The organism is Paenibacillus jilunlii (assembly GCF_900102965.1).
GTDB classification, from domain to species: domain Bacteria; phylum Bacillota; class Bacilli; order Paenibacillales; family Paenibacillaceae; genus Paenibacillus_AQ; species Paenibacillus_AQ jilunlii.
In genome coordinates this window covers 229,787-253,698 of record NZ_FNGM01000006.1, presented here as the reverse complement: position 1 = coordinate 253,698, position 23,912 = coordinate 229,787, and the positions used below count along the sequence as shown (strand labels likewise).

The 23,912-nt window shown below is 49.3% G+C and carries 21 protein-coding genes; 12 read left to right on the top strand and 9 right to left on the bottom strand.

Annotation, left to right across the window (positions count from 1 at the left end; translation table 11 throughout):
* Positions 1 to 32 precede the first annotated feature (32 nt).
* Genes BLQ82_RS13285 through BLQ82_RS13270 form a run of 4 tightly spaced genes read left to right on the top strand, consistent with a single transcriptional unit; the run spans position 33 to position 6,165 of the window.
* Positions 33 to 995 (top strand): ABC transporter permease, encoded by a 963-nt coding sequence (locus BLQ82_RS13285; protein WP_062521939.1) that lies wholly within the window; start codon positions 33 to 35, stop codon positions 993 to 995.
* Entirely contained in the window at positions 989 to 1,852 is an 864-nt protein-coding gene (locus BLQ82_RS13280; protein ID WP_062521941.1) for a carbohydrate ABC transporter permease, read from the top strand. Before BLQ82_RS13285 ends, BLQ82_RS13280 begins: the two co-directional genes overlap by 7 nt.
* Positions 1,853 to 1,877: 25 nt before the next feature.
* A complete protein-coding gene (locus BLQ82_RS13275) occupies positions 1,878 to 2,885 on the top strand; it encodes a zinc-dependent alcohol dehydrogenase (RefSeq protein WP_062521943.1) in 1,008 nt (335 codons plus the stop codon).
* Between the two features lie 25 nt (positions 2,886 to 2,910).
* Entirely contained in the window at positions 2,911 to 6,165 is a 3,255-nt protein-coding gene (locus tag BLQ82_RS13270) for an outer membrane protein assembly factor BamB family protein (protein WP_062521945.1), read from the top strand.
* A gap of 2 nt (positions 6,166 to 6,167) precedes the next feature.
* On the opposite strand, the gene BLQ82_RS13265 is transcribed toward BLQ82_RS13270, so the two are convergent.
* From BLQ82_RS13265 to BLQ82_RS13255, 3 genes are read right to left on the bottom strand one after another with little or no spacing between them, the layout of a single operon-like run.
* Positions 6,168 to 6,464 carry a hypothetical protein gene (locus BLQ82_RS13265; RefSeq protein WP_062521947.1) on the bottom strand — a complete coding sequence of 99 codons (297 nt, stop codon included), beginning with the start codon at positions 6,462 to 6,464 and terminating at the stop codon, positions 6,168 to 6,170.
* A complete protein-coding gene (locus tag BLQ82_RS13260) occupies positions 6,430 to 7,263 on the bottom strand; it encodes a DUF6544 family protein (protein ID WP_062521948.1) in 834 nt (277 codons plus the stop codon). Before BLQ82_RS13260 ends, BLQ82_RS13265 begins: the two co-directional genes overlap by 35 nt.
* 7 nt (positions 7,264 to 7,270) lie before the next feature.
* The gene (locus BLQ82_RS13255; RefSeq protein WP_062521950.1) at positions 7,271 to 7,735 is read right to left on the bottom strand and encodes a helix-turn-helix domain-containing protein; all 465 of its coding nucleotides are present in this window, start codon (positions 7,733 to 7,735) and stop codon (positions 7,271 to 7,273) included.
* A 335-nt stretch (positions 7,736 to 8,070) separates the two neighbouring features.
* On the opposite strand from BLQ82_RS13255, the gene BLQ82_RS13250 reads away from it, so the two are divergent.
* The 4 genes from BLQ82_RS13250 to BLQ82_RS13235 all read left to right on the top strand — a co-directional run bounded on the left by BLQ82_RS13250 (position 8,071) and on the right by BLQ82_RS13235 (position 11,523).
* The gene (locus tag BLQ82_RS13250) at positions 8,071 to 9,096 is read left to right on the top strand and encodes an ATP-binding cassette domain-containing protein (RefSeq protein ID WP_062521952.1); all 1,026 of its coding nucleotides are present in this window, start codon (positions 8,071 to 8,073) and stop codon (positions 9,094 to 9,096) included.
* The gene (locus BLQ82_RS13245) at positions 9,093 to 9,905 is read left to right on the top strand and encodes an ABC transporter permease (RefSeq protein WP_062521954.1); all 813 of its coding nucleotides are present in this window, start codon (positions 9,093 to 9,095) and stop codon (positions 9,903 to 9,905) included. The genes BLQ82_RS13250 and BLQ82_RS13245 overlap by 4 nt, the downstream gene beginning before the upstream one ends.
* 212 nt (positions 9,906 to 10,117) lie before the next feature.
* Entirely contained in the window at positions 10,118 to 10,414 is a 297-nt protein-coding gene (locus BLQ82_RS13240; RefSeq protein ID WP_062521956.1) for a DUF6809 family protein, read from the top strand.
* Positions 10,415 to 10,764: 350 nt separating this feature from the next.
* Positions 10,765 to 11,523, top strand: a complete 759-nt coding sequence (locus BLQ82_RS13235) for a carbohydrate-binding protein (RefSeq protein ID WP_211270506.1) — start codon at positions 10,765 to 10,767, stop codon at positions 11,521 to 11,523.
* Positions 11,524 to 11,600: 77 nt separating this feature from the next.
* Here the strand turns inward: BLQ82_RS13235 and BLQ82_RS13230 are convergent, their stop codons facing one another.
* The 5 genes from BLQ82_RS13230 to BLQ82_RS13210 all read right to left on the bottom strand — a co-directional run bounded on the left by BLQ82_RS13230 (position 11,601) and on the right by BLQ82_RS13210 (position 19,395).
* Positions 11,601 to 12,602, bottom strand: coding sequence for an ABC transporter substrate-binding protein (locus BLQ82_RS13230; RefSeq protein ID WP_062521960.1), 1,002 nt, complete (start codon positions 12,600 to 12,602; stop codon positions 11,601 to 11,603).
* Positions 12,603 to 12,662: 60 nt separating this feature from the next.
* On the bottom strand, positions 12,663 to 13,982 hold the full coding sequence (locus BLQ82_RS13225) for an AraC family transcriptional regulator (RefSeq protein WP_163704431.1): 1,320 nt from the start codon (positions 13,980 to 13,982) through the stop codon (positions 12,663 to 12,665).
* A gap of 404 nt (positions 13,983 to 14,386) precedes the next feature.
* A complete protein-coding gene (locus BLQ82_RS13220) occupies positions 14,387 to 15,016 on the bottom strand; it encodes a response regulator transcription factor (RefSeq protein ID WP_062521964.1) in 630 nt (209 codons plus the stop codon).
* The gene (locus tag BLQ82_RS13215) at positions 15,009 to 17,327 is read right to left on the bottom strand and encodes an ATP-binding protein (RefSeq protein WP_062521966.1); all 2,319 of its coding nucleotides are present in this window, start codon (positions 17,325 to 17,327) and stop codon (positions 15,009 to 15,011) included. Before BLQ82_RS13215 ends, BLQ82_RS13220 begins: the two co-directional genes overlap by 8 nt.
* A gap of 106 nt (positions 17,328 to 17,433) precedes the next feature.
* Complete coding sequence (locus BLQ82_RS13210; RefSeq protein ID WP_062521968.1) at positions 17,434 to 19,395, bottom strand: serine hydrolase domain-containing protein; 1,962 nt, start codon at positions 19,393 to 19,395, stop codon at positions 17,434 to 17,436.
* Between the two features lie 313 nt (positions 19,396 to 19,708).
* Here BLQ82_RS13210 and BLQ82_RS13205 point away from each other — a divergent pair, with 313 nt between their 5' ends.
* The 3 genes from BLQ82_RS13205 to BLQ82_RS13195 all read left to right on the top strand — a co-directional run bounded on the left by BLQ82_RS13205 (position 19,709) and on the right by BLQ82_RS13195 (position 22,294).
* Positions 19,709 to 20,188, top strand: a complete 480-nt coding sequence (locus tag BLQ82_RS13205) for a DUF6530 family protein (RefSeq protein WP_062521971.1) — start codon at positions 19,709 to 19,711, stop codon at positions 20,186 to 20,188.
* 22 nt (positions 20,189 to 20,210) lie between these two features.
* Positions 20,211 to 21,206: an AAA family ATPase gene (locus BLQ82_RS13200; RefSeq protein ID WP_062521972.1), complete on the top strand. Its 996-nt coding sequence runs from the start codon at positions 20,211 to 20,213 to the stop codon at positions 21,204 to 21,206.
* A 143-nt stretch (positions 21,207 to 21,349) separates the two neighbouring features.
* Complete coding sequence (locus BLQ82_RS13195) at positions 21,350 to 22,294, top strand: vWA domain-containing protein (protein WP_244280775.1); 945 nt, start codon at positions 21,350 to 21,352, stop codon at positions 22,292 to 22,294.
* Between the two features lie 12 nt (positions 22,295 to 22,306).
* Here BLQ82_RS13195 and BLQ82_RS13190 read toward each other — a convergent pair whose 3' ends face one another.
* Positions 22,307 to 23,128: a lipase family protein gene (locus BLQ82_RS13190; protein WP_062521976.1), complete on the bottom strand. Its 822-nt coding sequence runs from the start codon at positions 23,126 to 23,128 to the stop codon at positions 22,307 to 22,309.
* A 204-nt stretch (positions 23,129 to 23,332) separates the two neighbouring features.
* On the opposite strand from BLQ82_RS13190, the gene BLQ82_RS13185 reads away from it, so the two are divergent.
* A complete protein-coding gene (locus tag BLQ82_RS13185) occupies positions 23,333 to 23,857 on the top strand; it encodes a DinB family protein (protein WP_062521978.1) in 525 nt (174 codons plus the stop codon).
* The last annotated feature ends 55 nt before the right edge of the window (positions 23,858 to 23,912 follow it).

The window sequence follows — 23,912 nt, the reverse complement described above, 5'->3', positions numbered from 1 at the left end:
TAGGCCTGTGAATCAACGGGAGGGGACGAGGCATGGAACACCCGGCATTTAACCATAGAACAGTGCCAAAGAAAAGCTCCAGAAGCCGTCTTGGAACAACGTGGAACCATATCAAGCGGGACAGGCAGCTGCTTCTGTTGTTTCTTCCCTGCATCCTATTTTACGTCATCTTTCGTTACGGGCCATTATACGGATTGATTATAGCCTTCAAGGACTACAGCGTATTTTCGGGAGTGCTTGGCAGCGAATGGGTGGGATTTGAGCATTTCATCAAGTTTTTTACGAACCATGACTTTTGGATGCTGTTCCGCAACACGCTGCTCCTTGGGTTGTATACGCTCATTTTTGGTTTTCCTTTTCCAATCATGCTGGCCCTTCTGCTGAACGAAGTCAGAAACAAATGGTTAAAAAAATCCGTTCAAACCTTCAGTTATTTTCCGGCATTTTTGTCCGTTGTCATCATCAGCAGCATGATCATTGATTTCCTGTCTCCCAATCACGGGATTCTGAATCAAATGCTGGCCGCGTTCGGATTCGAGACAAAATACTTTCTGGTTGATCCGGGCTGGTTCCGTCCGATTTATGTCATTTCGGAAATTTGGGCAAATATGGGCTACGAATCGATCATTTATCTGGCAGCGATTGCGGGAATCAGTCCTACGCTCTATGAAGCGGCCAAGGTGGACGGCGCCAGCCGGTTCCATATGATCCGCCATATTACACTGCCGGGGTTGTTTCCCACGATGCTCATCATGTTCATCCTCAAAACCGGCTCGATGATTCGTGTCGGCTATGAAAAAGTCCTGCTGCTGTACAACCCGATGACGTATGACGTAGCGGACGTATTTTCAACCTATGTATACCGCAAAGGACTGCTAGAATCCAATTACAGTTACGCAGCCGCTGTTGGGCTGTTTGAAGCACTCGTGGCAATGGTGATGCTGCTGTCCGCGAATGCGGTCAGCAAACGGCTGGGGGGAAATGGATTATGGTAGGAGAACGCAAGTTATCTTTGTTTGGTGTCATCAACACGCTGATACTCAGCCTGGTTGCCGCAGCCACACTCTATCCCATCGTGTATATTACAGCCATCTCATTAAGCGATACTGCGGCGGTCGTTCAAGGCAAGGTTTTTCTTTTTCCGCGAGGGCTTAACTTTGAGGCCTACGGCGAGGTGCTTAAGAATGCCACGATTCCAAGAGCCTATCTGAATTCTGTCTTTTATACGGCGCTCGGCACGTTCGTGAATTTGCTCTTTACTGCGGTAGCTGCTTACCCCCTGTCCCAAAAGGGATTTTTTGGAAGAAAGTTTTTTATGACGGCGATTGTTCTGACGATGTTCCTGAATCCCGGCATTATTCCGACTTATGTGGTCGTTCAGCAGCTGGGGTTGACGGATTCGGTCTGGGCCCTTGTGCTTCCCAATGCCATCTGGACGATGGAGCTGATCATTCTGAAAAGCTTTTACGAAAACATGTCCTCCCAAATACGGGAAGCCGCCCTGATTGATGGAGCCTCCGAATACCGGATTCTGTTCAACATTGTCATTCCCTTATCCAAGCCTGCGCTTGCGTCCATCGGTCTTTTTTATTTCATGGGGCACTGGAACAGCTTCTTTCTGCCGCTGATTTACTTAAACGATCCGGATAAATATCCTTTGCAGGTCGTGCTGCGGGATATGCTCATCTACAGCGCAGAAAATGATGCCGGACTCGTGGATCGTTCGGCTCTGGCCCCTCAATCCATCAAAAACGCAACCATTGTACTGTCCATGATCCCTGTTCTGCTTCTCTATCCTTTTGCCCAGAAGTATTTCGCTAAAGGGGTGATGCTCGGTTCGGAAAAAGGCTAAATGACTTAAGGAGGAGCCATATCTAATGAGAATCGTTGCCGCGAAGGAAGGAAAAGTCACGATACTTCAAGCGGATATACCTGAACTGAACAAACGGCATGTCCAAGTGAGAACCGAGTATTCGGGCATTAGTCCGGGTACGGAGCTGAGTGCGATCAAGAAATCCGGATTATCTCCCGTATATCTTGGCTATAGTGCCGTTGGGATTGTGGAACAGACGGGAAGTGAGGTCAGGGATATTCTTCCAGGGGACCGCGTGGCTTGTTACGGTGTGCCTTATGTAAGACATGCAGAGGTGATTTCGGTACCGACCAATCTGGTGACCAAAGTGCCGCATCATGTCAAACCTGAGGAGGCTGCATTTACAGGACTCGGAGCCATTGCCATACATGCGTTGCGTATAGCTGATGTGAGGTTCGGTGATAAGGTGCTTGTCGTCGGACTGGGCATCCTCGGTAATCTTGTGGCCCAAATTGCCTCTGCCGCTGCATGCCAGACTGCCGCATATGATCTGAGCGAAGAACGGGTGCAGCTGCTTCAGGGACAAATGGGCATTGGACCGGGCTTTTCAAGTGAAGAGGAAGTGGAACGTTTTGTGTTGGACGAGACGGGTGGAGCCGGCTTCGATTCCATACTCTTATGTGCTGGCGGACCGGGCAAAGCGCTGATTAACAAGTCGCTGGAGTGGCTTCGGGACCTGGGGAAAATCGTGATCGTCGGTGATTTGTCCATGGAGTTTTCAAGAGATCTGATGTTTTGCAAGGAAGCACAGATCCTTATCTCAAGAGCGGGCGGCCCGGGAAGATACGACCGGTGGTACGAGCAGGATAATCTGGATTACCCCATCGGTTTCGTGCGGTGGACGGAAGGGCGAAATATGGACGAGTACGTAAGACTGCTTGCTGAGAAGCGAATTACGGTAAGTCCCGCTATCACGCACAGGTTTGCGCTGGAAGAGGCGTCTGCAGCCTATGGCATTTATCAATCCGGCCCGTCTCAAGGAGCCCTGGCCACGTTGATCAAGTATTTTTAATGACATGAAGAAGGGGAGATAAGTGATGAATAAGCCTTTTTCCAACCTGATCACCATGTTCATGAGCTGTTTACTTGTATTAGTGATGTATCCTGTACAGCCTGCTCCTGCCGCAGCGGAGGATTCCAGACTTTCTCACAAAAACTTCAGCGCACCCGAAGAATTGCTTGTTCCCAACAACTACACGGTGGCTGTGTTTAATGGAGCCGTCGGCTACGAGGACGGCAAGCCTGTAATGTATGCGACGAGCAAAGGAAAGCCGGGTTACCTGAATGTGATTGACCTCGAAGAGTACAAGCTGCTTCGGACTGTTTCTCTTGCGCCCTCCGAAAGCTCATGGGCTCATACCGTTGCTCCAAACGGTACGCTCTATGTGGCGTCCGAAGGAGCGGGGGCGCGGTTATGGGAGTACTCTCCAGTCACGCATGAGGCCGTTCAAGTGGCTGAATTTGCGGGGCAGTCTGTCTCCAACAGCATAACGACGGATGAACAAGGAAGAGTCTACGTCGGAACGTACCCCGGGGGGAAAGTATGGCAGTATGACCCTGCCACCAGGCAAGTGAGGGATTACGGCCGCGTTATCGGCGCGCTTGATCAAGAATACGTCCGCTCCATTGCTTACCAGGGCGGATATATTTATGCCGGAACCGCCCATAAACAGATCGTACGTGTGGACCTGAACACGGGAGAAAAAACGGATATTGCAGCTTCGCTTAACGTTAAAAATGATACGGTATACGATTTGAGTACGATTGATAACCGTTATCTGTTCGCCCGTTATACGGACGGAAGCGGGATACCGGGTGTAGGCTACATCTACGATACGGCAACAGGATCATGGCTTGATGTGGAGCTTCAGCAGGTCACCGGCCTTCATGCAGCCGACTCCGTGGATGGAAAGCTGTATTATATGTCAGAGAAAAAACTGAAAACCTTTGACCTGGTGACGCATCAGGTAGAGGAAACCGGCATGATCTATGAGAGCGGATTCAGAGGTGCGGATTGGGTAGAGTTCAACCATCCCGAGCTTCCGGGAAAAACGCTGGTCACGGTCCGTTATGACGGCGGGGTAGCCATGCTGAATATCGATACCAAAAAAGTAATTGTAAAGCCGCCGATTATCCCGGGATTGCCGGGCGTGGTCAACCGGCTTCAAAGCGTTTCGGATACACAGCTGATCACAACTGGTTCTCAAGCCAGGTCTTCGTTGGTTGACTTAGAGACCATGACGGCAAAACCTTTCAGCATAGGTCAGGCAGACAGTGTCTACCCGATTGGAAACAAAGTTTATATGGGGGTCTACCCGGAAGGCGGCTTGTATGTTTATGATCTGAATCAAGAGCCGGGGAGCACGAACCCGCAGCGGCTCGCAGTACTCGGAAATGATCAGGAACGGCTTGTGCATATGTCTGAAGGGGAGGGTAAACTGTTTATTTCGACCATTTCCGGTTACGGTACGCTGGGAGGGTCGCTTACGGTCCATGATACAGCGACAGGGGAAACCAAAGTTCACCGCAACGTAGTCCAGAATCAGAGTGTGCTCAGTACCGCTTATGTGGACGGAAAGATTTTTGGATCTACGACCATCAGGGGCGGACTGGGCTCCACACCAAGCGAGCAGGAGGCCAAAATTTTCGTCTGGGATGTCCAGAAGGAGCAGAAGATCACAGAGTTTACCCTGGATATTCCCGAGCTTACTGATCCTATTTTCATTGGGGACCTGTCACTCGGACCGGATGGACTGATCTGGGGGGCATCCTATGAATATATTTTTGCGATCGATCCGGACACGTACAAGCTTGTAAAATATAAAAAAATCTATCCGCAGCTGTATTACACCCAGTGGCATCATCATCCGCTGCGCTGGTCGGAAGACGGACTTTTGTATGTGCTGTTCAATAACAAACTGACGGTAATTGATCCAGAAACGCTGGAATTCAGAACACTGACGGATGCATCAAGATTTGATCTGGGAAGGGACGGGAATCTTTATTTCACCGATCTCGCAACGAACACTGTTCTCTATAGAATCAAGATCGATGGAGAGATTGTGCCCGAACCGCCGGGACTGCCTTTGCCGGTAAACAATGCCGGGGTGGAGCAAGCGCCGGAAGGCAGCGGGAAACTGCCGGGCTGGACTTCAATGTTTGCGACCAGCGGGGATGTTTATTTTGAGCGGAGCGGCGATAAAAGCTATGCGGGTGATTACAGCCTGCATACAACGGATCTCGTCCGTACCGCCTCGGTGGCGGTGCAAAGCGATCCAATCGCTTTGTCCCCTGGGAAAGAGTATAGTGCAAGTGCTCAAATCTACATCGACTCCGGCCAGCCCGGATTAATGTTCAGATTCTATAATGCGGAAGGTCAGACGTTGTCCACTTTGGAAACGCATCTGGATGAATCGCGGCTCCACCAATGGCAAAAGGTAACCCTCCGCGGTAAAGCACCGGAAGGGGCAGCTTCTGCCAGAATTATCGCGGTTACCAGCCGCTATAATATCTCATCCGCTTACTATGATGATTTTTCCATAGTTGAAAAGGATAACACTCCTCCCTTGACGGAAGCTGTTATGAATCCACAGCCCAATGAGCAGGGCTGGCACAATAAAGATGTTACTATAACGTTGAACTCGGAAGGAGCAGCCGCCCTTTTCTACGAGACTAAGGGGGCTGAGAGCATTGATCAGCGTGAGGCGGCAGGCAGCAGCACGGAGTTTACAGTAAGCGCAGAAGGCGTAACAGCAGTAACATATTGGGCAAAATCTGCTTATGGCGTGCCAGGGGTGCCTTCTACTACCGAACTCAAGATAGACAAAACGGCCCCCGTAATCGAATTTTCAGGAGAATCTGTCTACGAAGTAGATGATGTGATCCGGATCGAATGCTCTGCACAAGATGCATTATCGGGTATAGCTACAAGTGATTGTGATACTGTGCTTGCCGACAGTCCCGCCTATTTGACGGGGATTGGAGCGCATTGGGTTCATGCTTCCGTGAGTGATGTGGCAGGGAACACTGTAAAATCCTCATTTTCTTATGAAGTGATCCTGACCTATGAGGGGATTGCAGGATTGATTGACCAGTTCCTCTCTCATGATCCAGAGCTGGCTGAGCGGCTTAAGGATCAGCTGATGATAGCACAAAGAGCGGATGAATCCGGTAATGAGGGAGAGAAAAAAGGCGCAATCAACGGGTTTATGTATCAAGTGGAAGCCATGAGTGGCAAGGGATTAGCTCCAGAACATGCCGGGCTGCTGGTACAGCTGGGAACCCAGATTTAACTTCATTTGAAGCCGCCGTAATGGCGGCTTTTTTCAACTAAGGCTGGCAGTGCGGAATGAGAGGTAAAAGTACCTTTGATTTCTCCAAAAGTGGGTTTCAGCACGGAATGAGAGGTAAAAGTACCTTTGATTTCTCCAAAAGTGGGGTTCAGCGCGGAATGAGAGGTAAAAGTACCTTTGATTTCTCCAAAAGTGGGGTTCAGCGCGGAATGAGAGGTAAAAGTACCTTTAATTTCTCCAAAAGTGAGTGAAATGGTTTGCTCTTTACCGGTACTCCACCCGGAAATTCCTGCTGTCAAAATAGACAAGATCTCCGCTGTCATAATGCCATACTGCCTGCAGGCGGGCGGGTTGTCTAACACCGTCAATCCGCTGGTAATCCTTCATGAGCGCCGACCATCTCACCCGCTGCTTAGAGCCGTCCATTCCGATGGCGGTGCGGTCGTCCGTTGTGAAGGACAGGCATTCTCCGTTTCCGCTAAAGCTGAAGATTCCCCGTGCTGTAATCCCATAGCAGGAAATAGCTGCCCGGGCATGAGTATCGTCAATGGGTTCCCAAGTAATGCAACTCTGTAGAGCAGCGCTCGGCAGCAGAAGAGCTTCCGACAAAAAGGTGACCAGACTCGCCTGATCCATCTCCCCGCCTTGCTGATTGAAGAGAGTGAACGTCTTTGCCAGAACGCCCTTCATGCTGCCTTTCCCCTCGACATAGGTATCCAGGCCTTGAAAAGGAATGCCGTACATAGAAGTGTCAATCAGGGCAATTCTGGTTGGATGCTCACTGAAATTATACTGCGTGTAATCTATCCGAATCGCCTGTTTCTTGGGGGACAGGATGAAGTCTACGCTGTGGAATACGGCTTTCATCGAGGACATTTTGCGTGTGCCCGTCCATCCGCTGGTTTCAAAATACCTCCGCACAGGGTAAGGCAGAGGCTTCCAGTCTTCGCTTGTGAACACATCGTTTGGGGTAGCGGCCGTAGGGAGATAGTTGTCTGCGATCCGCTGAAATTCTGCTGCGGTTTTGGAATAGGGGACTTTGAAAAACACCGTCACGCCGATCGCGGTACCAGCCAGGATGACCAGTAGAAGAACCATTAAGTATCTACTCCTTTTCTAGAACAGATGTGTCAGTTTCCATTCGCGCGATGTTCTCTGTAAGCCGGGTCAAACCTTGGAACAGTCCACGGGTGGACCCGGCGTCGAATGACTGGAACAGCGCCTTCATAAAATGGGCTTCCCGCTCGCTTCTCCCCGCAAAATATACTCTGCATTTATCCGTAAGCTGGACCCGGAGAACACGTGCATCCCGGCTATCTTTAGTGAGCGAAACAAATCCCTGCTGTTCAAGCAGAAGAGCCATCTTCTTCACATTCTGCCTGGAGCTTCCGATCATCGCAGATACATCGCTCAAGGTGGGAGCGGGTGAACCGCTCTTCAGAATGATTGCAATCAGCAGCCACTGCTTCATCGTCATCTGGTCATCCAATTGATCACCTAATACCTGCAGGCGGTTGGCGAGTGTGAGAACAGCTCCAAGGATGTAAGCCTGCTGTTCTGTTTCGTCCATCCAGTTCATCTCCTTACATTACAAAAATGGTAACCTGTTACGCATATTATATGTAATAGGTTACCTTTTTGTCAATGAGCAATGATTCATGCTTCCCTCTACCTTGCAAAAGCTTGGGACAAAGGCAAACGCCTGATCCCGAGCCTTTTTGTGTAATGATGTTGTTGTGGTCTACATCCAGAGACCGAGGCGAAAATGCGTTTGGAGACCGTTAAACGGCATATCCGTTAGGATTATAATGAAACAGCACTGAAGAAGTACATACCAAGTTTATATTCCGTTTAAAAAAGCGGTTTATGATCCATCTATATTAGTTTTCTAGGAGGAGTAGCAAAATGAGTCAAATCAAGAAACAACCGCTGCAATCCAAAGATTGGGCCATTGAGGCGCATGGGCTTGTCAAAGTTTTTGGGGACAACCGGGCGGTGGACGGGGTGGACCTGCAAGTGGCCACCGGTTCGATTTACGGCGTGCTGGGTCCGAATGGAGCGGGAAAAACTACAGCAATCCGGATGCTGGCGACATTATTAAGACCGGATGGCGGTTCCGCGAAGGTATTCGGGCATGATGTGGTGAAGGAGCCGCAGATTGTGCGCCAGCTGATTGGGGTGACCGGACAATATGCGTCAGTGGATGAGTCGCTTAGTGCGACCGAGAATCTGGTGATTTTCTCCCGGCTGCTGGGTCTGGGACGTGCCGAAGCGCGCCACAAGGCAGAGGAGCTGCTGGAGGAATTTGGATTGACTGAAGCCGCCAAACGTCCGCTCAAAAATTTCTCCGGCGGGATGCGCCGGCGGCTGGATCTGGCCGCAAGTCTGATTGCGCAGCCGCCGCTTATTTTCCTGGATGAACCGACGACCGGTCTCGACCCGCGCACCCGCAACCAGATGTGGGATACGATCCGGCGGTTGATTCAGTCCGGTTCAACGGTTTTATTAACCACTCAATATCTGGAAGAAGCGGATCAGCTGGCTGACCGGATCGCGGTCATCGATCATGGTCATGTGGTTGCGGAGGGGACGGTAGATGAGCTGAAATCATCGGTTGGCACCTCGTCCCTGCATTTAAGAGTTGAGAATCTGCGGGACATTGGCCTTGCCCGCCAGACGGTAGAGCGGCTGCTGAGGGTACCAACCAGTATTTCAGCGGAAGCTGCGAAGATTACTGCACCACTAGCCAGTGCAGACCGGGTTACTGATCTGCTGATTGCTCTGCGTGAGGCAGGAATTTCTTTGGCGGAGCTGAGTGTGCAGAAGCCAACGCTCGACGAGGTTTTTCTGAGTATCACGGGCCACGGAGTAGAAGAGAAGTCAGCTCCTGCGTCGGCCAAATCCATCCAAGTGGAGGGGCAAACCGTATGAGTACAATGATTAAGCCAGGCGCCCAGCGCCAACTGAAAAACCATACCAGCTTCGGACAGTCGGTACGCAATTCACTGACCATGGCCTATCGGGGGCTGCTCAAAATCAAACGCACACCCGAGCAGTTATTCGACGTCACGTTTCAGCCGATTATTTTCACACTGATGTTTACGTATATTTTTGGGGGGGCCATCTCTGGAGATGTCCAGAATTATTTGCCGATGATCATCCCCGGAATTCTCGTTCAGACCGTCATCACGACCTCGATTGTGACCGGTGTCCAACTGCGTGAGGATATGGAAAAAGGGGTCTTTGACCGCTTCAAGTCACTCCCGATCTCGCGGATCGCCCCGCTTGCCGGAGCGTTGCTGGCGGATACTGTCCGGTATACGATTGCAACTGTGCTTACTTTTGCGATGGGGTATGTGATGGGATTGCGTCCTGAAGGCGGACTCGGGCATGTAGCCATGGCCGGTGTACTGGTAATTATCTGCTCCTGGGCTATCAGCTGGATCTTTGCTTTCTTCGGTGTTATTGCGCGTACAGCTTCCAGTGTCCAGGGAATCTCCATGATCGTGCTGTTCCCGCTAACCTTTCTTTCAAATGCTTTTGTGCCGGTAGATACGATGCCGGACTGGCTGCAATGGTTCGTCAAAATGAACCCGATCTCGCATCTGGTCACAGCCGTCCGTGATCTGGTCAACCAGGGAACAATGGGCTCGGATCTGGTCTTTTCCCTGGTTGGCGCTGCTGTGATTGTGGCGGTCTTTGCACCGATCACAGTGCGTGCATATATGCGGCGTACGTAAGGGATATAAATATCTATGGAGAAGTAAAGATAATATTTGGTCATTATTCTGAAACGGCTGAGCCTGATTGCTCAGTCGTTTTTTTTGTTGTGTTCGCTCTGTTTTTTGTAAGGGTTCAACTTTGCTGCATGCGAAAATCGCATAAATATCAATATATTTTTACGCATAAAGTATACTTGGAATAAACTGTTACAAGTCAGGAGGTTGTATAAGTGAAAAGTATCTTGGAGGATATGTATTATGGGAATATTCGGCCTAATGAGTCTATAAAATCTGCAGATCCAAGAGCCAAGCAGCTTCATCATGAGGTCATTATGTTATTGGACAATTACCAGAAGAAGTTAGCGGCTGCAGAATTCGAAGAAATCGAAAGACTATTAGATCTCGTTGGTGAGCTTAACTCCATGCATGCGGCGGCAGCTTTTGTTCAAGGGTACCGGATAGGGGCATTAATGATAACAGAGGTATATTGTATGGATACAAATGAGGAAGGAAGCGGGTCTATCTGAAGATTTCAAGTTCAAACTTTGCGCTTTTTAGTAGAATCCTCTGAGCCGATGTCGAGTCATCAAAGGATGTTTTTCGTGTGCCTTCCTGTTTTATTGACCTTTTATGACAAAATATCCCATATAATAACATATTAAAAATGTTACTTATTTACTATATACATATATATTTACTAAAGTTATCCTATAAATAGGAAATGATTAACATTTCCGCAAATTATAACTTGGTTTCGAAGTGTCAAAGGAGGAATGAAAAAGACAAAAAAGTGTACAAAATGTATGTGTCTCATCCTTGTCGGCTCAAGACCCAGGTGTAAAAATTTGAAATTAGAGGAGCGAGAACTGTGAAAGCAATGAAAAAACTATTTGCTGGATTGATGATGTTTACTCTGATTTTTGGTGTATCCTTTGTGGGATCGGCATTTGCCAGCGGTGATGAGGTCAAGCTTATTGACTCGGATGTTAGCGTTATTTATAAACCCGGATATGTCGGATTTAGCGGAAATGTTGATGTTGCGAATCTGGGACCCGTGAAAAATGTCACTATTCATTACACGACAGATAACACAACCTGGTATAATACGAGTGCGAATTATGTAGGGCCGTCGGATGGAACCCATGAGAAATGGCATTTTGGCATTTCCAGAACGGATGCTTCAACAGATCATAACGAGTTGAAGAATCTGAGCTTCATTAAATTCGCAATCGAATACGAAGTGAATGGCCAGGTCTATTGGGATAACAACGGTGGAGTGAATTATTACAATGAAGTCAATCATAATGTTCCCCTGAGTTCCGTGATTTTGGGAGCACCAAATGTGGTTAACGCCAAAAGTACTCTGAGCAATGGTGAATTTAGCGGAGTAATCTATGTGAAAAACCTGGATCCGACGAAAACAGTAAAAGTAACGTACACAACGGACAACTGGGCAACGACTCAAGAGGGCTTCGCTACTTACAATGGCTCCTTGAATAATTTCAATAGTGTTGAAAGATGGAGCTACAGTATCAATGTTCCGGGTGCCACAGATGTTAAATATGCGGTTTCGTATACAGCTGGCGGACAAACGTATTTGGATAATAACTATGGCCATAATTACGAGGTCAACTAAATCATTATAAAATGCAGTTGATAAAGGATCACAGGCGGATTATTCCGCTTTGTGATCCTTTTCTCTGCGGGATCATATTACTCGGTAAGCCAAGCCGCCAGCTCTTCCGTTTGGGAAAGAACAGCAATGGGATCATAATACCAGGATCTTTCTTCTTTCCAGACATAAATATGATTGTTTTTGACTGCAGGCAGGCTGCCCCAGATCGGATCATTCTTGTAGTCCTGCACAGTTTGGTTGTTGTCGGTTACGATCAGGTAATCTCCGGCATATTTGTGCAGCACCTCGGCAGAAATTTCCGCCCACTGCTTCTCCATGATTTCCGCCTCAACCTCTGCAGGAGGCTTCCGTCCCAATGCCTGATAGACAGGCTGTCCACCGCGTCCAAAGTTGTCTCCATAAGCCCAAACCTTTTTGTCGTTATGCTCCAGGATGCTGAAGGTAGCATCAGCAGGAATAGCTGCATTCACTTTGGCCTTTGCCTCGGCAATACGCTGGTCATATTGAGCGAGCCAAGCTTTGGCTTCCTGTTCTTTGCCCAGCAGCTCTCCAAAATAGGTTAACTCTTCATGGGCATTTTTTAGATCCCCGTAAGGCACGATGATGGTAGGAGCGATTTGGCTTAAGGTTTCATAGCTGTCGGCCATGCCGGAAATGATTAGATCAGGTTCAAGCTCGAGGATCTTTTCGGGCGACATTTTCCCGTAGGCTCCGGTATCGGCGACCCCGGCAAGCGCTTCTTTAAAATATATATTCTTCAGGGTCAGGCCGGGAGCGCCGACAGGAATCGTGTCCAAGGCGATCAGGCTGCCCAGGTATTCCTCGGCGACGATCCGTTTGGGATCAACCGGTATTTTTATTTCCCCGTTTATTGTAGTAACGGTTGTAAATGCTGCGGGTTCCACCGTCTGCTCCGGTTGCTCCGATGCTGCTGGAGCTGCGGCGGCGTTCTTTGTATTTGCGTTGCCTCCTCTGGAGGTGTTGTTTCCGCAGGCAGAAACTAATAGGAGCATTGTAAGCAGCAGCGGGAAGATGAACCAATGTCTCCGTTTGGAGCCGGGGTATTGCGCGTTAATCAACTTAAGTTCCTCCTTATGTAAAATGATTATCATTCTCAATTACACTTTACAGATTTCCCTTTAGGAAGACCATGGCTTGATGTGATCTTGTCTCATGTAAATTTGTGATGTTATCGCCTGCATGAACGTTTTCAATTGCGCCAGCGAGGATAAAGGATCGAAGCCATAGAATTTTTCCGGCTGGTTCAGTGGATAGAAGTTTCCCTTTTGCACTGCTTCAAGCTTTTGCCAGCTTGGCGATTGGAGGAGTGCTCTGAACCGCGCCCGGCCTTCACGCGTTGAAGGAATGCTGGTAATAAAAATATGTTCAGCGGGATATGCAGGGATATGATCAATGGATACTTCCAAATAACCGTTGTGGAGCAGGCCTTGCTCCAGTAAAGCAGAAGGTGGCCGGAATCCCAGTTCACCATATAATATCTGGCTTCCATGTCCAAAGCTGCTGCTATAGCAGTAGGCTACTTCTTCGTCAATTTCCCAGACGATGGCGGTACCCCTTGCCCCAAGCAGACGACCCAGCTCCAGGTTGGCAGCATGACACAATTCGTCATAGCGGTTCAACCAGGCCTCAGCCTGCTGCTCTCGGTTTGCAATGACAGCGATCTGCTGGAACTGCTCCCGCCAGCCCATTTGCATGTAAGGCAGTTCAACCACCGGTGCTACCGGCAGCAGCAGCTTGTTCTCACCCGGAAGTGAATAGCTAATGATAACATCAGGCCGTGCAGCGGCTACTGATTGATAGAGCGAAGTGTCGCGGCTCCCTTCAAACCTTAATTTTTGCTGGGCAGGAGCCAGCTCAAGACGTTCCATCCAGCTGGAGTACACACCGAGTTCAGGCATGATCTCAATCGCTCTTAGACTGGCAGTGTGATTGAAGTTCAAAGCAACAATTCTTTTGTTCTTGCGGTGGTAGGCTGCCGGAGATATACCGACCACCTGCTTGAATTTCCGGCTTAAATAGGTACCCTCCCCATAGCCTAACTCCAGGGCCAGTGTAGTCAAATTTGGCGTATCGGTCAGAATGCGCTGCTGCGCCCTGCGAATCCGCAGCAAGGAAATATATTCGTTAAAGGTTTGACCGGTGGCTTTCCGGAAGGTGCGGGAGAAATGCTCCGGGCTGACTCCAGCCCGTTCGGCCATCTGCGCTCTCGTCAAATCTTCGTTGTAATGCGTTCCTATATGCTGCAGAACCTGATCAAGCCAATGTGCTGAAGCTTGGATTTCCGTTTGTCTGCTGAAGCACTCTGCCAGAAGCTCCGAGAAAAGCTGCTGCACAGCGAACGGTTGATCCTGTGCCGGCTTCTCCCAGATTTTCAGCAGCTCTGAAGCAAGTGTACATGCTTTTGGGGACACTGCACGTACTGGTGTACCTTTGTTCAAAGGATTGGCACCAGTATGTTGCGGGGGCTGAGTAGTATATTCAATCCATACACCATGGAAGTGATATTGAGGATTTAAGGAGATACTTAACGTGCTGCTGTTGCAGCATAGCATGGTTCCACATGTTAAATTATGCTGCTGCCTCTCAAGCTCAATAATGCCATGTCCCCCGGTAACGATCATCAATATTGAGGAGTGCGGCCGGATATCCTGTTCTCCACTGACTGATAATCCGTTAAGATTTGCAATCCGCAAGGGGAAATGAAAGCTGTGGGGATGAGTAATAGAGCTGCCGGAACGCAGGGTGTGCATAGTACCTTCACTACTTTCGTGTTTGATAATCGTTCTCAATTGAAGTATAGCATTTTTTAGAATGATCTCAAATTAGAAACACCATCCGGCAGCTAGTCCTCTTTTAAAAAAGTCAGCAGCCCCAGCTCAAACCCCTTCACGATGGCTCCGATGCGGGTGCTCACTCCCAGCTTCTGATTCACCGAAGCCAGATGATATTCGACGGTTCGTTGGCTGAGCGCCAATTCATGGGCAATTTCTTTGTTCGTCTTCTCCTTCGCCAGCAGTTGGAGCACTTGCCGCTCGGCAGCGGTCAGCGCATCCTGTGAGCTGTGCGCGGTGCCGATACTCTCCGGAATCAGAATGTGGCCAAGCATGCTCTGCTTAATTGCATTGATAATCTGGGAGTAGGAAGCTTGCTTTGACAGATAGGCATGGACCCCGATTTTGTAAGCCTTCATGTAGAATTCCTCGTAAGAGTAACCGGATAATAATATAATTTTCAAAGTGTTCCCGTACTGCTCCTTCAGCTTCCGGGCCAGCTGAAATCCGTCCATGTGCGGCAGAGAGATGTCTATAACAGCCACGTCGGGGCAGAGCTGTTCAGCCTGGGAGATGAATTCGCGTGGATCGGTGAACGTGTGCAGCACTTCAATCCCAGGCTCTGCATTAAGGCGGTTTTGGAGGCCTTCGAGTACGAGCGGGTGGTCATCCAGTAAATAAACGCGAATGTTTTCAGTCATGGGCAGTGTTCTCCTTAACAAGAGGTAGTTTTAACGTAACAGCTGTTCCCTGTCCAGGCACAGAGTCAATATCGGCGCTTCCGCCCAGGTGCTCCATCTGATCACAGACAGACATCAGGCCAAAGCCTGAGCCGGTGTCAGCCTGCGGACGGGCAGCCGCTTCGGAGAAGCCTTTGCCATTATCCCGAACACAGCAATAGAGGCTGCCCTTGTCCATCCAGATGCGGACATACATTTCAGTTGCCTCTGCATGTTTGAACACGTTGACTATCAGCTCGCGTAAAGCGCGGAACAGATTGGTTTTGACAAAGGAAGGGAACGGCTCAGGTGCCGGAGCTTCGTATTGCAGCGTCACGGCGACTTCATTCAGACGGTTCATATCGCGGAGCAGCCAGTGCAGCGCTTCTTGAAGATCACCCTTGTCCAGGATGTGTGGATAGAGCTGATCGCTCAGTGAACGTATACTGCGCTGCGAATCATACAGACATTTTAGCCATGTGGCATTGCGTTCACGTTCATACTTGCCGGTGTCATGCAGTTCCTCGAGATCGCGGGACAGGAAAATCAGGTTTTGCAGCAGGTCGTCATGCAGGAAATAGGAGATTCTGATCTTCTCGGCTTCTCTTGCTTCCAACGCCATATGGCTGTATGTCTGTAGATCACGGAACCGGCGCTCATGATGGGCAGCCTGCGCCTTGTTCAACTGCTCATACTCCTGTCTTAAACGGAACGTTTGTCTGGCGTTCAGCAGCATCTGAATGGCTTCGCTGCGGAATTTTTCTACAAGGCGGTGCTCCTCGGACGAAAGGAGGGTGTGATTGGTTTTCGGTCCAAGGCACAGGTAACCCAGCTTTGGTTCTTCAGGCCCGTGCGACAGCTCCATCACCTGGGCATATTTCTCTCTGTCGCTCCAATCGTCGTTATCCGGCAGATTTGCGGTTCCGGGAGTCAAGGTGCCCAGGTATATGCCCGTGCTGTACACAAGCGGCAGGGCGTTGTCGTCAATATAAACTAGGGTGAGGCCTTCCACATCAATTAAATCATGGAGCAGGTCTGCAGATAATTTTAGTATGTCGCGGATATTTTTCTTCTCGGCGAGCTGCAGCGACAGGCGGAGCTTCTGGTGCTCCAGCCATTCAGTCTTGCGGTTCTCCTGCCGCTGCAACCGAAGGAGAAGGCGCTGATAACCGAAGGTCAGCATACCGAAAAGGATAAAAAGACCAGCGGCATAAAGCAGCGAACCCCACACCGCCGTAAGCAGGAACAACACCAGCATCGAGGAGTAATAAAGACTGTGAACGGACAGCCGGGTTATATAAAATTTCATATCCACGATCTGCCGCTGGACAAGCAGATAAGCCAGGGTGCCGGATACTGGTACCAGTCCGATCAGCACATACTCGGCAGGGATCAAAGGACTGCCCCGAAGCAGTTCTGGCAGAGCATACAGCAGGACATAAGGCACCAGGCTGATGAATATGCCGACAAACAGCAGGAACAGCTGATTTTGTTCGATCCGGTCGAGTTTTTTCCAATAGCAAGCTGTAATTCCGGCCATGAGCAGCAGGGTGAAGATGAACATGATGTTCAGCAAGTGGGACACCCAGTCATATACTTCACGCCGGAGCAGGAAGAACGCCGTGAACGCGGAGCAGGTGAAGGCATAAACCCAATAGCCTATCAGCAGGAAGCGGAATTTGGCATAAATGCTCCTGAAAGCAAATAACAGATAGAAGGACAGCATTACATAGGGCAGCCAAACGGCACAGTAAGAAAATAAATAGCTGGATATTTGAACCTCATCCGAAAATAAAGTGATAATGGTAGAGGCAATCAGCATGTTCAGCAAAAAGAATCTATGAATTAGGTGGGACCCCGGTTTCTTGAGGAAGGCATATCCGCCAACACCGATGAGAAACAGCTCCATCAGAAACGCCAACCCGTTCTCCAGCTTATCCTCTATGGTCGGTTTCACAATGAACAAGCGGGGGGAACCCGTATTGCCGAGCACCTCAATCCTGGTGGCCCCAACGAGCATTTTCTCTTGGGCTACCCTGAAAATCTTGGGGGTTGGCTGTCCGTCAACCGATACGATGCGGTCTCCGGGTGAGATACTCCAGTTAGCGGCGATAGAATCGTTCTGGACGCCAGCAATGGTCCATTCCAAAGAGCTGTTCTGTTCAACCAGGATTCCCGAATACGGAGTAGCAAATGAACTGATTTGAATATATAAAGAAGTAACAAAAAAAAGCGCCAGGCAGACATAGATGTAGCAGTGTTGTAGGCGCCAGTGCCGGAGCAGGCTGGACATGGCAGGTTCACAATCCTTCAGATAAGTTTCCTTTTATTATATTGAAAAGCAAGCAGATCGTCTTGATCCGCTTGCTTGTTTATTTGCCATTCACTAAAATCCATGTCTAAAAAAGCTTCTGAATAAGCTTGTAGATCAATTCCGCTGCTTCCTTGTTCAGCATTTGATCCTTCGGTCTATACTCCGCCAGTCCGCCTGCGGCCTGAACGTCAGGGCCGAACAGCTGTTGTCCCACAATGTACTGTACCCCTTCGGATGCCCAAGGGGAGGCGGGGGTTTTCAAGTCAGATTTTACCGGATCCGCATTCAGCGAGATCTTGACCATCCGCCAGATGAAGGTAGCCGCTTGCTCACGTGTTAATGGCTGGTTAGGGCCAAAGATGCTGCCGGGGAGTCCCTGAACAATCCCATAATCAACCGCCGTCTGGATTACAGCTTCATAGGGGCTGCCTTTCGTGTCAGAAAATACAGATGGAAGGGTAGAAAGCTGGAATCCCGCTAGTGGCATGAGTTGCGCGAGGAACTGGCCTCTTGTAATTGGCATGTCCGGTTTGAATTCGGCTGTACCGCCCGGAAGGGCTCCCAGTTGAACCAAATAATAAATAGATTTGGCATAAGGATGCTCTTCCGGGACATCGCTAAATTTGGCCGGTTCGGGAATCTTTTCCGCCCAGCTGTCTGGCATATTGTAGGAAAAGAAGACAATGTTCCCGTCCGCATCAAGCTTAAAGCCGGCAGGAGTGCCCTCATCGTCATAGAACAGCAGATCGCCCGCCTGGCGCAGGGTATGTGTGCCCAAAGCATCGCGGACAATCAAGGCCCCATCCGCAGCAGTAATGTCATAACGCAATACAGGTGTGCGTAGATGTCGGTAGAGTCCCTCAAACCGTAGAAGCTGCTGCTTGTCCGGTGCCGGTTTCACAAAAGCTGGTCCAGCATCACTTTTGGGGAAATAACGGTTCATGAACTCCTCAAAGAAAGGAAGCCGCAGGTTGCCTTTGTCGCTGTTCAAGGCGAGGAACATACCGGTGTTCTGACCGGGCAGCAGCCATAGGTTGGAATGGAAGCCCGCTAAATCGCCGCCCTTTTCCACGACGGTATACCCGTTATAGTCTTTCGGATAGTTCGTCTCAAAGGCATAGCCGATACCTGGAATGTCCGGATGGATCGTGACGCTTGTACGCTCCATCGCTTTTACTGAAGCTTCCGTCAGGAATCGCTCACCTCCGGCTTGTCCGCCGTTCAGCATTGCGAGCATGAACTTGGCCATATCAGCCCCTGTAGAGAACATTCCCCCTTGCGGCGAATTGTCGGGCACATTCGGGATTTGCGCAATTGGCTCCAGATTGTTGTTATGGGGGGTAGCCATGGCTTTCCTTACTTCATCGTTGAAAATAAAGCTGCTGCTGTTCATGCCTAGCGGCTTAAACATATTTTTGCGGACATATTCCTGAAAAGGCAGGCCGGATATCTTCTCGATGATATAACCCTGCAAAGTAAAAGCAAAATTATCATAACGGAACGCTTCCCCTGGCTTGCGTACGACAGTAGGCATCATATTCTTCAGATAATCCTTAAGGGTATAGGCTTTATCGGAATCCAAACTGTCGGTATTATCGAAGCCGGTTGTATGGGTCATTAGATGCTTTAGTGTAAGCGGCACTCCTGTAGCATTAGGGATTTGCAAATCCGGCAAGTAGGTTTGGACATCCTTGTCCAGATCAACCATTCCGGCTTCAGCCAGTTGCATAATACCTGCCGAGGTGAACAGCTTGGATACAGAAGCCAGACGGAACAGTGTTTTGTCAGCGTCAACCGGCCTTTTTGTAGCCATGTCAGCATAACCGTAGCCCTTGTTCAAAAGCACTTGTCCGTCTTTGACGATGACCAGCAGGGCGCCTGCCATTTGTTCCTTGACTTCCTTTTGTGCAAAAAATTGCGCTGCAAAGGCTTCAGTCCCGGCTTTATCCAGCTTCACGGCGGAAGGGGATGCTTGCGGGTCTGCCGCAATTACCCCGGACGGGAAGAATAGCGCGGCAGCGAGGATGGGCAGAATGAGCTTTTTCATAGTTGATCTCCTTTATGATGTGACGATTGAGATGGGGATGCACTCCATATTAACATCCGGGCGGCTGGAGGGAATCCGTATAAGGAGGCGAATGACGGGGGAGCCGCGCATTTGTTTTGCGTGACCGCGCAGATGCTTATCTTGAAATAATTGGATTGTCATCTCTAATCTTGTCCAAGGCTGCCACTGTTTGTGTACAAATTCCACAATCATGTTGACATGAACCAAATGAACGATTATTATGGATTCAAATTTAGTAAATTAGTAAATTAGTAATTTACTAATTAGCGAATCTGAATTGGAGCGTGTTAAAATGAAAATCCCAACAACGTTAAAACATAAACCCGTAGTCGTATCAGAAGATTATGAGCAAGTGGACGGCCGGTATGCGCGGAATACAGATGCGAAAGGACTCTCTCTGGGATTAGCCCAGTGGAATGACCGGGGGAAGGTCGATATTTCAGCAAAAGTATGGAGACATACGGGGGAGAAATGGTCGAGACAATCCGAGGAGCTGCCGATGCACCGGGTGCTGGACCTGGCCATCCTGATCTGCAGCAGCAGCTTATATTTTCAGGACGCCTATCGTTTTCCGAAAATGTATGATCCAGAGAACCCGGTAATTGACCGTATCGGGCTGCAGGGGGATGCCATGAGTGTATCCGTGTGCGCGGACAATCCCATGATTGATAATGATATCAGGCTGTTTGCCCAGGCGCTTAGTGATGATGGAGAAATGATTGGAGAACGGCTGCGTGTACTGTCCCGGCTGTTGAAAGACATGGGGTATTAAAGCCTTCAAGAGGTGAGAAAGTATGAGTAATTTTGCAACAAATAAACTGTCTCCAGCAAGACAACTGACCCGTGCAGAGCAGGAGCTTGTCTGGAAAAAGCCGTTGTCTCATAAGGTCAGTGAAGAAGAGAAGCGAATCTGTAATGAAATCAGGCGGAACTGGAACCGCGGGGAAATGAAAATCGCCAATATCCTGCTGGAAGGGGATGCCGGGTCCGGAAAAACTCAGCTTGCAAAGGCACTATCCGCTGAGTTGGGGTTGCCTTATACGAAGATCACCTGTTTTGCAGACATGGATAAATCGGATATTATCGGGGCGATTCTGCCGGTGATTCCGGAAGATAATCGGAAGAAGCTGGAGCCTGCGGAGCAAGCCGTCTGTAGTGACGATGCGGTTGAATATCGTTTTTACCCTTCGGAGATCGTCAGAGCCTATCAGCATGGTTATCTTCTGGAGATTCAAGAACCTACCGTTATTCGGGATGCGGCGGTGCTCATGGCACTTAACTCGGCCCTGGAGCTGGACGGGAGTCTTAACCTTCCGACAGGAATTATGCGCAGGCACCCGGATTTTATCGCGGTCATTACGACCAACCGCAGTTATGCAGGAACCAGGCCGCTGAATGAAGCTCTGCGTGACCGGGTCCAGCATACAGAGAAGATGGATCTCCCAGCCAAAGAGGTCATGATTGAACGGGCCATCTCCAAAACCGGTTATACGGATAAAAGGGTGCTGGGTGTGCTTGCAGAGATCATAATGGTTCTGGACAGCACAGCCAGAGCGAATGCAATAAAGGGTGTGGCGGGGATGCGCTCTTTTTTCTACTGGGCGGATGCGGTTGCCTGCGGGGCTTCTGCCAAAGAATCCTTATACCATAAAGTCATATACAAGATCACAACCGATCCCGAGGAAATCAGGCTGTTGGAAGATGCATTAAGAAGCCATGGTTTATTCTCGGATTTAGATGAAATTGAAGTGGATGGTAAAAAAAAAGAATCTTTGCCGAACTTGAGCTAAAAGCTTGGGGAGACATCGGCGATACTGATCTTGACCATGGCAACGAGGAAGAGGAACAAGGAATTGCTCTAAAAAAATCCGCGGACAGCGACGAAAGCACAGCCGAAGTTTCCGATTCTTCAACCGAAATGGAACACTCAGATGTGGAAGAAAACGGTGGTCCCAGAGTTCATCAGGCAAATCCTGAGCTGAAGTCAGACGAAGTGAGGCAGCGAGAGCGGGACTTCCGTAAAAAGCTGAACCGTGACGCAAGGGAGACAGTGTCTGCTTCCATCCACAACAAGGTCAAGCTCATTGTTCACCGCCCGGATTTCGGTTTGGAATCCAAGCAGGAATATCTGAGATTAAGCAGGGAGCTCCTGCCTGTTGTCAGGGAAATTGCCAAGAAGACAATGCCGCTGCTTGCACATGATGACACTTTTGACTTTGCGAAGCATCAGTATTACGGCAGTAAATTTCAGGCAGACAGCATTGCTTATCGTGATTTCAGGTATTTTGCGAAGAAACGGCCGCCAACAGACTCTCCATCGCTGGCGGTCGGTGTAAGAGTGGATGAGTCCGGATCTATGTCTGCATTTGGAAGATTGGAGGCTGCCAAACGGGCGGTCATCGCCGTGTATGAATTTTGTCAGCTTTGCCGGATTCCAGTATTGATCTACGGGGATACAGCTGATATCTCCAGGCTGGAGCAGATGTCAATGTATGCCTATGCTGATTTTGAACACCCGGATGCCAATGACCGGTTCAGACTCATGGGGATTCGTGCGAGAAGCAATAATCGTGACGGGATGGCGCTGAGAATTATGGCGGACCGGTTGGCCGGATCAGCAGCGCAGACCCGGTTGCTGATCAGCATCAGTGACGGGCAGCCCAAGGCAATGGAAGATTATACCGGTTCATTGGCGGTCCAGGACATGCAGCAGACCTTGGCCTACTATGAACGCAAGGGAGTTACCTTTCTAGCAGCCGCCATTGGCCAGGACAAGGATGTGATTCATCACATCTACGGGAGCGACAGATTTCTGGACATCTCCCATTTGCCGGAGCTGCCCGCACAATTGGTCCGGATGATTGCCCGGTATTTGTGATCCTGCAAAGGGTTAAGCTCTAATCGTTGCTTGAGGGGTCACTTCCAGGACCGGACAAAAACCCGGATTTGAGGAGCAGAGCTTTCGGGTGAATTCCGGCCGGAGCGTGGAGAGCTCTTTGAAATAACTGCTTAGTGCATGATTGAGGCTGACGGAGCCTTTCTGGAACGAAAGGGGATGGAACTCCCTGACATGACTGTAATAATACCGTTTGTCCCGCTTGGGCAGCTTGAAGATCGAGGGCGGAACATAAGCGGCAGCGTCAAAAAGATTGGCAATGCGGTGGCTGTTCGGAACATAGCGGCTACTGGCTTTCGCGAAGGCTGGATCACCCGCACGTGGTGAACCATACGTATACAGATGCGGTGTGCTGAATGAAGTGTTGGCAGCAACATCAGGCGCGCACAGTGTGGCCAGTGCTCCGCCGAGGCTGTGACCTGTAATATATAGTCTTTTGCCGGAGGATAACCGGGAGAGTGCGGAGTGAATTCCGCTTCGGGCTGAGGTATAAATATCGGTGAAGCCGCGGTGGGTCAGGCAGGTTTCCTTGATATATCTGAACTTTTTTTGTGTGGCATTGGCGTTGGAGATCCAATTGGCTGTTGAACTGCTCCCGCGGAAGGCGATGATGATCTCGTCTGGAGATTCGATAATGAACCCGAACCGCTCCCACACAGCTCCTAATGATTTTGCTTGAATGGTGTGAGTGACAGAATAGCCAGCTGGAACGGTGAACGAACCGTCCGCATGATTAAACTGGGCGTAGGTCTGCCCGCAGACAGCCGCCAGAAAGATAGCCCGTTCTTCGAAAGCCTGGTTGTTGCTCACATGCATCCCGCCCTTCCTTATAATCTATGTATGACAAGAACACAGGATGGGTGTGTGCCCCTGAAAAAGATTTTCTAAAAAAGTTTTCTACCATTTTCTGTATCAATCAATATGGTAAAATGATTTTAATCATCGTATAGGCTACTTGAGGAGTCGTATAGTTATTGATTATCAAGTGGGGGGAGAACAACATTAAAGGGAGGATCTTAAATGATACATACCGATAAGCTCTATCTTATTACCGATATTCCCGGGTATTCACCACAAATCAGCCGTTTGATCTCTATGATGAATTACGCAAGATTTACAACTATTGAATCTGTTAAAGGACTAAGCGTTGACCAGTTGGATTATTTGATCGATTCTCAGAGCAATTCAATCGGCGGGTTATTATTACATTTTGCCGCTGTAGAATATGCCTACCAAGTTGCAACCTTTGAAGGAAGAGACTTATCTGAAGAAGAAATGGCCAGATGGGGAGCGGCGTTAAATTTAGGTGAAGAAGGACGAGGGCAAATTAAGGGCAATGAATTGAGTTATTATATGGATCAGTTGGATGCAGTAAGACGGACGACGCTTGAATGGTTCCAAACTGTGGATGACGAGTGGTTATACGAGGAGGAACCATTCTGGGGTGACCAACCGGCAAACTACTATTTTATGTGGTTTCATGTTTTTGAAGATGAGATTAACCACAGAGGGCAGATCCGAATGATCCGTAAAAGGTTGAAATAGAGCCTCGACGGGCAAAAAAGAAAAAGCGCACAAGTCATGTGCTGCCATGCCTTGA